Annotated in this window: 19 protein-coding genes and 1 pseudogene; 2 read left to right on the top strand and 18 right to left on the bottom strand. The window is 36.9% G+C overall.

What is annotated here, in order from left to right:
- Nucleotides 1-6: 6 nt before the first annotated feature.
- The 9 genes and pseudogenes from KJS57_RS26700 to KJS57_RS26470 form a co-directional block, all read right to left on the bottom strand.
- Nucleotides 7-417, bottom strand: a complete 411-nt coding sequence (locus tag KJS57_RS26700) for a phosphotransferase (protein WP_306434224.1) — start codon at nucleotides 415-417, stop codon at nucleotides 7-9.
- Between the two features lie 53 nt (nucleotides 418-470).
- Complete coding sequence (locus KJS57_RS26695; RefSeq protein ID WP_306434223.1) at nucleotides 471-662, bottom strand: hypothetical protein; 192 nt, start codon at nucleotides 660-662, stop codon at nucleotides 471-473.
- Between the two features lie 75 nt (nucleotides 663-737).
- Nucleotides 738-1,259, bottom strand: coding sequence for a P-loop NTPase family protein (locus KJS57_RS13095; protein ID WP_213655128.1), 522 nt, complete (start codon nucleotides 1,257-1,259; stop codon nucleotides 738-740).
- A gap of 36 nt (nucleotides 1,260-1,295) precedes the next feature.
- Entirely contained in the window at nucleotides 1,296-1,589 is a 294-nt protein-coding gene (locus tag KJS57_RS13090) for an RNA polymerase alpha subunit C-terminal domain-containing protein (protein ID WP_213655127.1), read from the bottom strand.
- Nucleotides 1,590-1,615: 26 nt separating this feature from the next.
- Nucleotides 1,616-2,203, bottom strand: a complete 588-nt coding sequence (locus KJS57_RS13085; RefSeq protein ID WP_213655126.1) for a chloramphenicol phosphotransferase CPT family protein — start codon at nucleotides 2,201-2,203, stop codon at nucleotides 1,616-1,618.
- 28 nt (nucleotides 2,204-2,231) lie between these two features.
- A complete protein-coding gene (locus tag KJS57_RS13080) occupies nucleotides 2,232-2,711 on the bottom strand; it encodes an NUDIX hydrolase (protein ID WP_213655125.1) in 480 nt (159 codons plus the stop codon).
- Nucleotides 2,712-2,759: 48 nt separating this feature from the next.
- Nucleotides 2,760-3,548, bottom strand: coding sequence for a PP2C family serine/threonine-protein phosphatase (locus KJS57_RS13075; RefSeq protein ID WP_213655124.1), 789 nt, complete (start codon nucleotides 3,546-3,548; stop codon nucleotides 2,760-2,762).
- Nucleotides 3,549-3,581: 33 nt separating this feature from the next.
- Nucleotides 3,582-4,355: a class I SAM-dependent methyltransferase gene (locus tag KJS57_RS13070; RefSeq protein ID WP_213655123.1), complete on the bottom strand. Its 774-nt coding sequence runs from the start codon at nucleotides 4,353-4,355 to the stop codon at nucleotides 3,582-3,584.
- A gap of 180 nt (nucleotides 4,356-4,535) precedes the next feature.
- Nucleotides 4,536-4,610 (bottom strand): annotated as a pseudogene (locus KJS57_RS26470) (GNAT family N-acetyltransferase); the annotation flags it as partial.
- Between the two features lie 183 nt (nucleotides 4,611-4,793).
- Here KJS57_RS26470 and KJS57_RS26690 point away from each other — a divergent pair.
- Nucleotides 4,794-5,168 carry a hypothetical protein gene (locus tag KJS57_RS26690; RefSeq protein WP_306434221.1) on the top strand — a complete coding sequence of 125 codons (375 nt, stop codon included), beginning with the start codon at nucleotides 4,794-4,796 and terminating at the stop codon, nucleotides 5,166-5,168.
- 57 nt (nucleotides 5,169-5,225) lie between these two features.
- On the opposite strand, the gene KJS57_RS13065 is transcribed toward KJS57_RS26690, so the two are convergent.
- From KJS57_RS13065 to KJS57_RS13035, 7 genes are all read right to left on the bottom strand, one after another.
- Nucleotides 5,226-6,281 (bottom strand): ankyrin repeat domain-containing protein, encoded by a 1,056-nt coding sequence (locus tag KJS57_RS13065; protein WP_213655122.1) that lies wholly within the window; start codon nucleotides 6,279-6,281, stop codon nucleotides 5,226-5,228.
- A gap of 63 nt (nucleotides 6,282-6,344) precedes the next feature.
- On the bottom strand, nucleotides 6,345-7,145 hold the full coding sequence (locus tag KJS57_RS13060) for an aminoglycoside phosphotransferase family protein (protein WP_213655121.1): 801 nt from the start codon (nucleotides 7,143-7,145) through the stop codon (nucleotides 6,345-6,347).
- Nucleotides 7,146-7,181: 36 nt separating this feature from the next.
- Entirely contained in the window at nucleotides 7,182-7,691 is a 510-nt protein-coding gene (locus tag KJS57_RS13055) for a GNAT family N-acetyltransferase (RefSeq protein ID WP_213655120.1), read from the bottom strand.
- Between the two features lie 74 nt (nucleotides 7,692-7,765).
- Entirely contained in the window at nucleotides 7,766-8,605 is an 840-nt protein-coding gene (gene pheA / locus KJS57_RS13050) for a prephenate dehydratase (protein WP_213655119.1), read from the bottom strand.
- Between the two features lie 30 nt (nucleotides 8,606-8,635).
- Nucleotides 8,636-9,070, bottom strand: coding sequence for an NUDIX hydrolase (locus KJS57_RS26465; protein ID WP_244861522.1), 435 nt, complete (start codon nucleotides 9,068-9,070; stop codon nucleotides 8,636-8,638).
- A 166-nt stretch (nucleotides 9,071-9,236) separates the two neighbouring features.
- A complete protein-coding gene (locus KJS57_RS13040) occupies nucleotides 9,237-9,584 on the bottom strand; it encodes a hypothetical protein (protein WP_213655118.1) in 348 nt (115 codons plus the stop codon).
- A 3-nt stretch (nucleotides 9,585-9,587) separates the two neighbouring features.
- Nucleotides 9,588-10,304, bottom strand: a complete 717-nt coding sequence (locus KJS57_RS13035; RefSeq protein WP_213655117.1) for a HEAT repeat domain-containing protein — start codon at nucleotides 10,302-10,304, stop codon at nucleotides 9,588-9,590.
- 158 nt (nucleotides 10,305-10,462) lie between these two features.
- On the opposite strand from KJS57_RS13035, the gene KJS57_RS13030 reads away from it, so the two are divergent.
- Entirely contained in the window at nucleotides 10,463-11,152 is a 690-nt protein-coding gene (locus tag KJS57_RS13030) for a class I SAM-dependent methyltransferase (protein ID WP_213655116.1), read from the top strand.
- Between the two features lie 112 nt (nucleotides 11,153-11,264).
- On the opposite strand, the gene KJS57_RS13025 is transcribed toward KJS57_RS13030, so the two are convergent.
- Nucleotides 11,265-11,687 carry a GNAT family N-acetyltransferase gene (locus KJS57_RS13025; RefSeq protein ID WP_211020682.1) on the bottom strand — a complete coding sequence of 141 codons (423 nt, stop codon included), beginning with the start codon at nucleotides 11,685-11,687 and terminating at the stop codon, nucleotides 11,265-11,267.
- 56 nt (nucleotides 11,688-11,743) lie between these two features.
- A complete protein-coding gene (locus KJS57_RS13020) occupies nucleotides 11,744-12,271 on the bottom strand; it encodes a GNAT family N-acetyltransferase (protein WP_244861521.1) in 528 nt (175 codons plus the stop codon).
- Between the last annotated feature and the right edge of the window lie 38 nt (nucleotides 12,272-12,309).

Genomic DNA, 12,309 nt, shown 5'->3' with positions numbered 1-12,309 from the left:
GCATACTTATTTTCTCCAGTCATCAAAATGCTTCTCAAGAAATATGATTTCCTTCTCATAGTGAGCTAAATGGCCATCCTCCACCAGCTTAATAAATGCAGAATCTCCAGCCTCAGCGCGATCTGATAGAGTCGTACACATGAACTTAATACGAGTAATAACCCAATCTTTAAGATCAGCAGGAACTTCCATCCCGTACGAACTGAAAAATAATCCTATACGTCTCTTTCGCTCTGATGCATGACTTTCCCTATCATAGCTGACAATTGCTCTATTATGATGATCCGGTGAAAACTCAGCAAGCGGAACAGATGTATACAATGTATAGGCAATATCCCACAAACGCGGACCTGGGCCAGCCATGTCAAAATCAATAATTCCTGCAGGCATCTTATTATTAAATACAATATTATACAATGCAGCATCGTTATGGCAAATGACTTCATGTAGGCTTTCATCAGGATAGTTGTTTATGAAAGAATCTCCCTTCCTTGATCATCTTGCCCCAAATATCTTGGTGAATAGGTGAATTGCATCTTTTCAAGATGTTCAAGCAACTCATGTACGAAAGGATTAGGTTTCGCTTCTCGTCGTACGGTTTCTCCTACCCTTACAACCTTATTTATATTTCCACCATTCATTGCTTCCTCATGTTCTGACAAATGGATCTCCTCCCCGAGCACTGATTACTATAACGTTCTTGTATTCAAGAAACGACCCCAGCCATTAGATAGCTTTTATCTCAGGCTGGGGTGTTCAAAGCTCTTCATATAGTCGGTTACATCCTTTGGCTTTCTAAAAATAACAATATTCTTGCTCTGCTTGTACTTATCCAATATATTAATGATTTGCATTCTTTGTCTTTTCCTGAAATTCCATACGGACTTGATAAACTCATAATCGATTCTTTCCCGGCAATCTTTCCCCATGTATTCTCCGGTTTTACCATGATTCAAAATTCTCCTTTTGATTACCCGATAAAGACATAGGAATCGTGAAAAATCAAAAAGGTAAACCGTATCCGCGAAAGATATCCTATAATCTATAGTCCTTGAATAGTTCCCATCCATAATATAAGTTTCTTGATGTAATAAATTCCTAAGAATTTCATCAAACTCTTGAGTACTACAACTGATCCATCCTGGCTTCCAGTAAAATAAGTCTAAATGAATTACGGGAATGTCAGATTTTTTGCCCAGTGTTGAAGAAAAAGTTGACTTGCCAGATCCGGGACATCCAATGACCAACGCTTTTTTCATTTTATCCTCCAAAATAGCTTACATCATCTTTTCTAATTATTCTTTGAATGTTAATCCTATCTCCTGCAAAGCAGTTCTTAGTTTAGGTAAAGACGCTGGCCCCATACCGTGGAATTTCAAAATCTCCTTTTCGCTATATGTGGAGAGAATTTGCAATGAGTTTATTCCATGATGTTCCAACGCCCGTCTTGCCGGTCCGGAGAGCATTGAAAGGAATCCGTCAGCCGGTTTGCTGTCTTGCTCACAGATCGGGCAAGTGGGACAATCGCTGCTTTTATAATATTTATGACCTTGGCTGCACGTTCTTAAATCTTTATTTGAAGTATCCATTCTAACCATCACCTTCTCCTCAAATCTCACAAATTCATTTTCACTTTTAGTTCTTTAAGAGCGTTAGGTTGATTTGTAATAATAAAATCCTTAATCATATTTGCGCATTCAGTTATCGAGTTATCACTTGTGTTCACTTCGAAATCATATTTGCTATGCTTATGAACCATTTCAAATTGGGCTTTGGCCAACCCTATCGGTCTGTCTCCTCTTTCTCGTTCTCTTCGTTCAAGTTCTTCTAGCGGACAATGGACACCAATATAAAATGTTTGTGTATTATGTAGCAGTTTAATGCATTCCTCTAACCACGATCGATCGATTAACACATGATCAACTATTACATTCTTTCCGATCCTGGAAAAAGCCATAATATAATGATGAAAGAGGGATATCACTGGATTTTCTATCATTTCTTCATGTTCGATAGTTCTAATTTCATCCCTAGTTATCTGTTTACCAAACATGTTCATCAACATATCATTTACGCCGGCAATGGCATTATCGACAGAGAGGTATATAAAATCTTCATTCAGTATTTGCATTAACTCATTAGAAATACTGGTTTTGCCTGCACTCGAAGTGCCATTCAGGAAAATCACTGTCCCCGTATTCATCATAGTAATCTCCCTTTTGGTTTCCCATTTAACCATCACTTAGTATTTCTTTTATTAACTTTATTTGTTCAGCCGGCAATCCCACTGGCCAATGATCTACTTCACAATAACAAATTTCGGATATTTCCGAACTCGGTTTAAAGGTTCCCTCGAGGATCTTCCCTTTAAATAATAGATCGACTCGATTCGGTCTTGTCCCATATATCGCTTTTGCTAGTCCAGTAATTTGTACTTTAAGTCCTGTTTCCTCACTGATTTCTCTCTCCAAACCATCTTCAGGACTTTCTAATTCCATCCAGCCACCAGGGATTCCCCATGGTTGTTCTCTATATTCATGTTTAAGCAGTAGAATTTGTCCTTTTTCATTTGTAATTATCGCCAATACTGCAACTAAAAACTTATGCTGCGCACGATAAACAATCCAATTCTTTAAACCGGTAAACGGCATGTGTTTATACATAGTAACAAGCCAATCTCTTGGGATCAGGTTAATCAATTTTGAAAACATAGTATACCTCTTTCGAATTTTTGGCGCCTAGTACTTATAACGATTCGATTAATCTGATGGTTGCTGCCCCTGCTTATCATTAAAAAACTCCCAGCAGACTATAGTTGCGCTGTCTCTCGCACCCTGATTTTTCAATTGATCCAGGATTGTTCTTAAACCCTTTTGCAGATGATCCGCTTGGACAATAGTGTCGTATAAATTATGAGGATCAGTAAACAATTCATCCGTGGTATCCATTACTCCATCTGTCAGAAGTAAAATATAGTTTGTTCCCTTTCTCAATTGCCTTCTCCCAACCGTATAACAAGGAACGGATAGATCAAAAGTATTCACTTGTCCGATCCACTCAAAAAACTGCCTCTGATTTAGTCCGTACTGTTTGAATTTTACTAAATCAGGATGAAACAAAAATGCCATACAATCCCCGATAGAAAACCACCATAAAAACTCTCCGCGCTGAAAACAAAACAAGCACGATGTCTCCCCGGTTACGTTTTTACACTTTTTTTTAAAATCAGAATCTGTAAATAATTTAAGAAAAAAGGGTTCTAACTCTAGGAAGGCACTATCGGAACTACATACGTTGATTAAATCATTTTTGTTCGTTTTAAGTAGCTCGATAATTAGTTCAGCACTTTGTGAACTGTTGTGAGCATCTAACAAAGCCGAAAAAGTCCACGATTCACCTTCATCTTGTAATACAAATAGCGCATCTTCATTATTATTTGCACCACTGCTAGTACTGCCGCCAAATGCACCTATATGTATGTTACCGATCGTTTCTATATTGGCTTCATCAAGATATGGCTGGTGACTCCCTAACCATTCATACTGCATTGGAAATTCCTCCAATTATAGATCAATGCGACTTCACTTCTCTTCGATCCATAAAGTCCATCTATCTCTTTCATTTATATGTTGCAAGTGACCTATTTTAGTTTCTATGAATTTAACCAGATCCATTAATTCATCATCTGTCAATTCATGCAATATGGACCGTCCGGTTCTGTTTAATAAATCATCTCTTAGTTGGTCAAAATCATTGTAAGTTTTTCTTGTTTCCCAGTATTGTAATTCTATTATCCTATGGAACCCTGTTTGTTCTAATACTGTTTTAACTTTATGACTGGAGTAGCGCCTAATGCTCTCTTTTTCAATTAATTTAGGATGCTTTTCAAAAAAGTAACCTCTGATATGCGTCTCACTTCCTGGAAGGGCACAATCTTCCGGTGTGCGATCTTGAATAATAAATCTTCCATTTGGTTTAAGCACTCTGTTGGCTTCTTGGAAACATGCCGTAAGATCAGCAATGTGATGAATTAATGCTCGTTCTAACAAAATGTCAAATTGCTGCTCCTTTAAATTTGTATCTAGGGCACTCCCTTGTATAAAACTGATATTATTTACATCTTTACAATTTTCTTTCGCACCTTTTAACATTTCCACGGAAAAATCCATTGCTGTAACATGCGCTGCGCCTGACAAAGCAAATGCTTTGGAGTAAATACCTCCGCCACAACCAACGTCAAGTACATGTTTTCCTTTGAAATCAACATATTCTTCAATGGTCCGCAGCCATTGTTCTTCGGCTACACGAGTTGTATACGTTGATTGATTTCTACTGTCATGAAAATCGATCGGCATCTATTAACCACCCTTCATGCAACAAAACACACCTACCCTTGATAGCTATTATCTTAGGCAGGTGCGCTTGTTGTCTGAGCCTCTTCCATGATTATACAACTGATAATCACGGTGTTACAGCCTTGAAGCATGAATTAAATTTTTATTAAACCATTAAAGCTCCTTAGACAGTATCACTTCCTAGGGATCATTCTTTTGTAACAAACAGCCTATATCTTTGTACCCCAGTTTCCTATAAAAATGTTGAGAACCCTCGTATGCTGAGTAACGTGCCTATCTCTATTAATGATAAATTCATAATCAGAATCCAATGCCACATCTATCCTCATTCATTATTCTTCCAATAAAAAAATCAAACTATCACCCTGCTCTATTTGTCTACACCGATTCTTAGAAACTGCAATATGCTATATCAACCTTTGAAAAGGAGTGATATATTTGGCAAACAGTGATGTGCGTCTTGCTTTATGGTCAGGTACCAATTTTACGGGTCGTCGGATTCTCTTTAGACGCGGTGGGGTCGCAGTTCGTGATCTTGGAGCGTTCCGGTTTAACAACGCGCTGTCAAGCTTCAGGCTCAGAAACAATGTGCAAAGTTCCCAAGTAACACTGGTACTGTTTTCGGGTACTAACTTTCAAGGGTCCTTCCGCGTGTTCCGGGGCAGTCAAAATGTAGCTAACTTAGGCAATTTCAACTTCAATAACGTCACATCTTCGTTCATATTAGTTGGCCGCAATCTTACTAACTCGGAGATCGCTGAAATCCAAAGCACAGGTAGACCACCTAGAGACATTCTTGTTATAAGACAATAATTTCAAACGATTGGTACCCCAGCCTTGATAGCTCCTATCATAGGCTGGGGTATTTGTTTATCGCTTATATTCAGGCTGTTCCATAGCAATAGGATTCGGATTGCTGAGTACCCAACTTACCGCCAGTTTGCACAGTCTCGCAGGTTCATCATTACCATTTCCGTTATGTAGCTCTTTAGCTAATGTTGCTGCCTCCTGAAGTAAAGCAGGTTTTAATGGTGTACCCAAACTAAAGTAATGTATCAAACTATTGAGCATTTTACGAAATTGGTTATCCCAATTAATACCGCCATTATCCAAAATTTCATATGACACTTTACCGGTGATCCGGATAACTTCACCCTGGACGGTTTTTGCATGTCCTTTTGAAGGAATAAGTAAATTCCAGAGTTCATTATGTTGTGCCTGCCATCCCGTTGTTGACACTGTTATTGGGGAGGCCCCGTCGTGAGTCTTCCGCTTTTCGACTGGTGGAACATCAAATAGCTCATATAGCCGTAAAAGTGCCTCATCGGTTTGTTTTAAATATTCCTTATTAAAGCCTTCTCTGTGAAACTCAAAGTCGTTTCCGATTCGTTTTACAGAGTCTTTCATTTCCTGTGTAATGGTTGTTCCAGCTTTAAGCAAAATATCGGCAACTTCCGCCACATTGACAATATCAGCGTTCCTGCACATTGCCAAAGCTTTTTCTAATGGAGTTTTGCCCATCTTATTTTTTGCGCCAATATTTGCTCCTTTAGTAACCAAGGTGAGAACCGCTTTTGGTTTAAAAGAACCTGCTGCGGCAAATAGGGGGGTCTCGTTTTGATAATCAACGGCTTCTATATCCGCACCCAAATCAAGCAGCAGCTCCGTATTACCACACCAACTCATTGCATGTTTGTGCAAAGGCGTTGCTCCGTAATTATCTCTCGCATTTATATCTGCACCCTGTTCCACGAGCCAGCTAACCAATTCATTCGGTACTTGGTAAAAGCTCAAGGCTGTTGATTTACTATAACCGCCACGGGCATCCAGTTCGCATTTGGTAAATACCTCTTTTAATGCTGATATATCGCCTGCATCAATAAGCTCATCAAAATTTTTCGGTAAGGTTTTTTTCTTTTTGCCCATATGTGCTCTCTCTCCTCTAGTTGAGTGTTGTTTCCCTGCTTTCTTAAACGCAGTAGCGCCTTTCTAAGAAATCGCCCTCAATCGATCCTTTATTAAGGTTAATAATCCGTCTTGTTCATCTTTAGGGATCCACTCTACTAATCTTGCTGCAGCTATAGGTAAAACCCATTTATCAATTTCAGAGAAATCTTTTCCCGTAATATTGAGGTATTTCTTTATGTATTCAGACTTCATCCTATTCCTTAGAAAATTAACGATAGTTTTAATTATACCGGGAGTACCATCTGGCATCGAACCAAGGCTGAAAAGAAGAACAGTCCTAGCTACATCACCAGCGGGATTACCTGACATTCCAGTCATCCAATCAACAATCCAATGATCACCGTCAAATAGCACATTATCCGGATGAAAATCACCATGACAAAGCTTATTATCGTCAGGTAGACTTTCTAAATAATTGATTATTTTCTCTTTCTCTTCTTCTGCAAGGAGTGGAGTAGCTTTTATGTTTCCACTAAGTACTAACTTCTGTTTTCTAAGTGCTCCAGCCGCATCATGAGTATGCAATTCAGAATGTAATGTCGCTAATGTCCTGGAAAGTTTATTGATGGACCAAGGCCTAATAGTCATCATTTTTAGTAAAGTTAAACCAGATATACGTTGAAAAATAATACCCTGCCTACCGTTGATGTCCTTTAATTCGAACGGTTGGGGAGTATGAATACCAAGAGAATAAGCGAAGTTACTGATAAGAAATTCTTGATTTATGGCATCCTCTGGAAAATCCTTCTTATAAAGCTTTATGATTTTATCATCTTTATATTCGAAAATATCAGCCGTCCTACCCTGTCCAATATGGTTCAAGTTGATCCTCCTCGAGCAATCTGTTATTTACTATCATCACTTCTTCTCATATAAATTAATTTTCCACCCGTTACTCCAATTTAAGAGTTTTATATGTTTATATCCGAGATCAAGATAATATTGGTTCAATCTAGCATTCTCAGCCATACAATCAAGTCTAATGCCCTTACCTGAACCCCTAATATAATCTTCAGCCCAAGTAATTAATTGTCTTCCTATTCCCCTCGAGATATGGTTTCTATTTACCGCAAATCTATGTATATATCCTGATTCGTTATTATCAAGTTCTCCCCATAAAACAGGATTCGACCAACAAATATATATTGTTCCTACGACTTCTTCATTCAATCGAGCTAAATAAAACTCATACCCTTTGCTGAAGCATTCATGAACTTGATTAATATTAAAATCATCCGGATTCCATTGATTAATTCCTTTTAATTGTAACCATTCAGCAGATCCTCTCCAAAGATCAAGGATGACCTGACTATCCTCTTCTGTTGCCCGGTGAACTTCGATCTGAATATTTGAATTTTTAATTTCCATCGAATCCCCCTAAAATTAAGCATCGTATCTTCTATCCATCTCTGATTACGACGTCCGGCTGACTTAAGGATGCTTCAGCACGTGTCGTGTGACTTACTCTCAAAAGTATTATATCTTCCTAAGATTCGCACTTCATGATCTAAAGTTTCTAAAATTTTGATTGCTTTGTTAATACTTGTTTCATTACAAAAATTATTCGCTTCTAAAAAAAATCTATAAGCCCCAAGTTTTCTTGCCGTTGGTCGCGATTCAATCCATGACAAATTTATAGATAGTGCTGTAAATATATTCAATATTGAAGATAAAACACCCGGTTGATCTTGTCCTGGCGTTATTACAAACATTGTCTTTTTCAAATTGGATTCGTTATTCATATTATTACTAATAATAATAAATCTTGTTTGATTGTCAGAATTGTCTTGGATATTCCAATCTATTATTTTGAGATTCAAAATATCTGCTAATGACCTTGAACCGATCACTGCCACATCCATTCTTCCGCTATTCTTTAATGTTAAAGCAGCTGATGCCGAACTATCATACTGTAAACTCTTAACATTACGCTTTTTAATGTATTTCCTACATTGAGTTAATATTGGGGAGATTGACCAAACTTCTTTTATTTCAGAGAGATTCGTTTCCATATTGGATAGCAACTGTAAGGAGACGGGTAATGTGAATTCTCCTTCGATATACAAATTATTAAATGATAATAAGGAGTCAATTGTCATATTTATTGTTCCTTCTATTGTATTCTCGAGAGGAACGATTGCTTTATCTACCCCATGTTCTCCAACCGCATCTATTACATCTGGTATTGTATCGTACATATAGAATTTCACATCTTCTTCGAAATACTGTTTGGCCGCTTCTTCAGAAAATGTTCCCTTCGGCCCAAGATAAGCAACTTTCATATAGTTCAATCTCCTTGGCATTTTATTTTTTCATACGATTTCTGATAACTTTGGCGTATGTACGAACCCAAAAAAGCTTAAGGAAAATCGGAACCGGATCCGGCGGTTTACCTCGCACGTTGTTTGCTGCTTCAACGTCCATGCATTTTCTTTTTTACGCATTCTTTTACTTTTTCTTATTCCGGATTTCCGATAACGGTTGCTTATGCACGACATCCGACGAAGTCGGATGTGCCTAACTGCATTTCCAGTGTTCTGAAAAAGCCCACAGAATTTTATGATTTCTATGTCTATTCCTGACTCTTCTTTTGTTTCTCTGATTGCTGCCTGTGTAAGGGATTCCCCAATTTCAACTTGTCCTTCAGGCATTTCCCAACCTCTTCTTGGTCCTTTAATAAGCAGCAATTCATTCTTATCATTAATTACAACGGCAGCTGCAGAAACGATATGTTTTGGAGGATTCATCATTTACTCCTTTAAAAGTTTTTTATTTTTAATTTTTATATGCTATCCTCAGGTTTCATCTTACGCCTTTGTATGCACGAAAAGACCCAGCCGTTAGATAGCTCTTATCGTAGGCTGGGTCATTTGTTGTCTGAGCTGCTTCCATGATTATATAACGTAAATACGCTTAATACTCACCATTGTATTCAACAAAACTTGTTTTTTTAAATCTTTCTATATGATAGGGCATATATTTATTCTTTGAATCAGGAGATAAATTGTCAATGAAACTGATTGCAGCATCAACTATTTCATCGGTACTAAATACATCCTCATCTAAAAAGCCACTTAACAGAGCTGAGTGTTCGCCCTTATTTTTAATAAGCAGATATCCATAACCAGGATCTACAAAAACCAAATTAATAATATCACTCTCTTCTTGCTCCCTGGTTCTATCATAAAATCTAATTAGAATATCTTGATTATGATAAAAAGTATCTACATCACACGCAAAACCTTCGTGGATAAACTTCATTTTTCAAATCTCTTCTTTTTGTTTTTCTCTTATTCTTGCTAATGCTCTTTTGGCTGCTAATTTCCCATTATGCATCCCATTTTTGGAAACCTCTAATAACTTTTCTCTGGCTGGAATGTATCTATGATAACCAATCATCTCACATGCTCTCTCTTGAACATACATATCTTCATCATCTAAATATTTTATTAATGATTCAAGATGTTTTATTGGTGTCAAAGCCATGATTGAAAATATATACTGACAACGAATATCATCATTTTCGAGTTGGTTAGAACTTATCAAATTGTTTAACTCATCAATACAACTGAGGTCTTCATCCATCTCAGTACTACTAATTTCAATTTCTGAAGGATAGTCTTTCTCCAATTCATCCCAATCAAAATTAGGATGCAGTTCTAGTTTAGTTATAAATGAACTTATACTTCTAAAACCTGGCGATAAATCCGTTTCTTCATGATTGATATAACATATCCTGTATTTGCATGCACCCTGAATATATAAGCCTATATAGTTCGAATTATCATCTGTCCATAAAGGAATTATTTCTTGATAAACCTCAATTTCAGACATAAACTCTGCTACTTCAATTATTTCGTCATTTTCCATTAATCTTAAAAAGAAAATTTGATCCTTCTGTTTCTTCTTCTGAGTTTCTAACTCCTCAACTAATGCAACAGGTAAAGTGATGTTGAGTTTTTTAAAAAGATCTATAAACATATCTCCACTCCTTAAAAAAATGCCTTTTCCACATTTCACATTTTCGCCGGCCGATTACCTATTATAGATACAACCTATCGGTTTTATCGGTTACATATATTGGTTATTGATTTAGTTTTACTATACCATGAAGTTAAAATAAGTAAGGGGCTGATTATATGAAGAATGACAAGTTCGATATAAAACAGCAATTTAATAATATATCCTCAAAGTACGACGAACAAAGAAAAAAACTGATCCCTTGCTTTGAAGATCTTTATGCGACTGCTACTGCATTAGCTGTTACAAAGAATGATTCTCCAACCGTCCTGGATTTAGGTGCAGGAACTGGACTCCTATCCAGTTTTATTCTTCAAAAATACCCCAAGTCAAAACTGACACTGATTGATCTATCTGAGGGTATGCTTGAAATTGCTAAAACAAGATTCAGTGTTCACTCGAACATTAAGTATTTCGCAAGTGACTACATGCAATTCGAATACAGTGAAAAATTTGATTTGGTAATATCGTCACTCTCTATACACCACTTGACCGATAATGAAAAACAAGAATTATTTCAGAAGTTGTATTCCATTATGAACCCAGGCAGCATATTCATAAATGTTGATCAAGTGCTCGGAACCACCGAGTACTTAGATAACCTATACAAAGCGGATTGGCTAAATTACATTCATAATTCTGGACTTGACCAAACCGAGATCTCATCTGCCATTGAGAGAACAAAACTTGATAGAATGTCTACACTTGATCAACAGTTACAATGGCTAACTGACGCTGGGTTCTCAGATGCGGATTGTATTTACAAATACAATAATTTTGTGGTAATGTTCGCTAGAAAAATGGATTAAGTAAAAAGGTAGCTATATATCGTTTTCCGAAAATGACCCAGCCTTAGATAATTCCGATCTTAGGCAGGGTCATTTGTTGCCTGAGCTTCTTCATGATTTATACATCTACAAACTATGTTTCTCTTCCTTGAGGTATCCTTCTCATAAAACGTTCTGAATCTCTCTCAAAACCATATTGCTCATATAATCCATGGGCATCTAGGGTCCCCAGTATTCCTGTCATCCATTCATATTCTTCTGACTTAGTAATAATTTCAATCAGTTTCTTTCCGATGCCTTGCCCCTGATACTCTTTTATTACAAATACATCACATAAGTAATAAACTGTTGCCTCGTCTGTGACCACCCGTGCAAATCCTATCTGCTTTTCATTATGGTACACTCCATAGCAATGTGAGTTGTCAATAGATTTTAATATACGCTCTGGTGTTCTTCTGTTAGCCCAGTAACTTTGGGCCAAGTAGTCCAGAACTACTTGCCTATTTATTTTCTCTTTGTCATCCGTTATTTGATATTCTTTGAAAAAGACCTCCACGAGAATCCCCCTAAACAATTGTATTAAAATTCTTACACAGAATCCGTGAATCGTTGTTAATCTTCGAAATCCAGTTTAATTATTGAATACAAATAGGAGTCGTACCATCTATTTCTGGTATAGAAATGATCTCTGATATGTCCTTCCTTCTTCATTCCGATTTTCTCCATAACCCTTGCAGATCTCAAATTTTCTGGTCTGCATGTAGCATAAATACGTTGTATCCCTAATTCTTTAAATCCATAAGATAAAAGCGCTTTGGAAACCTCTGTCGCATACCCACAACCCCAATAATTTTTAGAAATACAATATCCAATCTCTGCATTAGATCCGTCCACGTTAATACAGCAGTTTCCAATTAGTTCGTTATTAGATTTATCTATTACTGCCAATTCATAATTCGTTCTCGGGACAATACGTTGGCTTCCAATATTCTTATTTATAAATTCCCTTGTTTGATCTTCAGAATTGGGTCCCCAATAAGTATATTTAGTGACTTCTTCATCAGAACAATAATGATGAACTTTTATCCAATCCTCTTTATAGAAATCCCTTAAAATAAGTCTCTTGGTTTCAAGGATCAATGGGACACCTAGTTTCCATCATTTTTTTAATCATTGTA

Origin of the sequence: Paenibacillus vini (assembly GCF_018403325.1) — a bacterium.
In the GTDB taxonomy this organism is placed as follows: domain Bacteria; phylum Bacillota; class Bacilli; order Paenibacillales; family Paenibacillaceae; genus Fontibacillus; species Fontibacillus vini.
The sequence above is the reverse complement of the archived record's forward strand: the minus strand, read 5'-3'. Positions and strand labels throughout refer to the sequence as shown.

Excerpts from the sequence above, each read along its gene's own strand:
- KJS57_RS13095 (WP_213655128.1), bottom strand. The coding sequence starts at position 1,259 with ATGAAAAAAGCGTTGGTCATTGGATGTCCCGGATCTGGCAAGTCAACT.
- KJS57_RS13090 (WP_213655127.1), bottom strand. The coding sequence starts at position 1,589 with ATGGATACTTCAAATAAAGATTTAAGAACGTGCAGCCAAGGTCATAAA.
- KJS57_RS13085 (WP_213655126.1), bottom strand. The coding sequence starts at position 2,203 with ATGAATACGGGGACAGTGATTTTCCTGAATGGCACTTCGAGTGCAGGC.
- KJS57_RS13080 (WP_213655125.1), bottom strand. The coding sequence starts at position 2,711 with ATGTTTTCAAAATTGATTAACCTGATCCCAAGAGATTGGCTTGTTACT.
- KJS57_RS13075 (WP_213655124.1), bottom strand. The coding sequence starts at position 3,548 with ATGCAGTATGAATGGTTAGGGAGTCACCAGCCATATCTTGATGAAGCC.
- KJS57_RS13070 (WP_213655123.1), bottom strand. The coding sequence starts at position 4,355 with ATGCCGATCGATTTTCATGACAGTAGAAATCAATCAACGTATACAACT.
- KJS57_RS13065 (WP_213655122.1), bottom strand. The coding sequence starts at position 6,281 with ATGGGCAAAAAGAAAAAAACCTTACCGAAAAATTTTGATGAGCTTATT.
- KJS57_RS13055 (WP_213655120.1), bottom strand. The coding sequence starts at position 7,691 with ATGGAAATTAAAAATTCAAATATTCAGATCGAAGTTCACCGGGCAACA.
- pheA (WP_213655119.1), bottom strand. The coding sequence starts at position 8,605 with ATGAAAGTTGCTTATCTTGGGCCGAAGGGAACATTTTCTGAAGAAGCG.
- KJS57_RS26465 (WP_244861522.1), bottom strand. The coding sequence starts at position 9,070 with ATGAATCCTCCAAAACATATCGTTTCTGCAGCTGCCGTTGTAATTAAT.
- KJS57_RS13040 (WP_213655118.1), bottom strand. The coding sequence starts at position 9,584 with ATGAAGTTTATCCACGAAGGTTTTGCGTGTGATGTAGATACTTTTTAT.
- KJS57_RS13035 (WP_213655117.1), bottom strand. The coding sequence starts at position 10,304 with ATGTTTATAGATCTTTTTAAAAAACTCAACATCACTTTACCTGTTGCA.
- KJS57_RS13030 (WP_213655116.1), top strand. The coding sequence starts at position 10,463 with ATGAAGAATGACAAGTTCGATATAAAACAGCAATTTAATAATATATCC.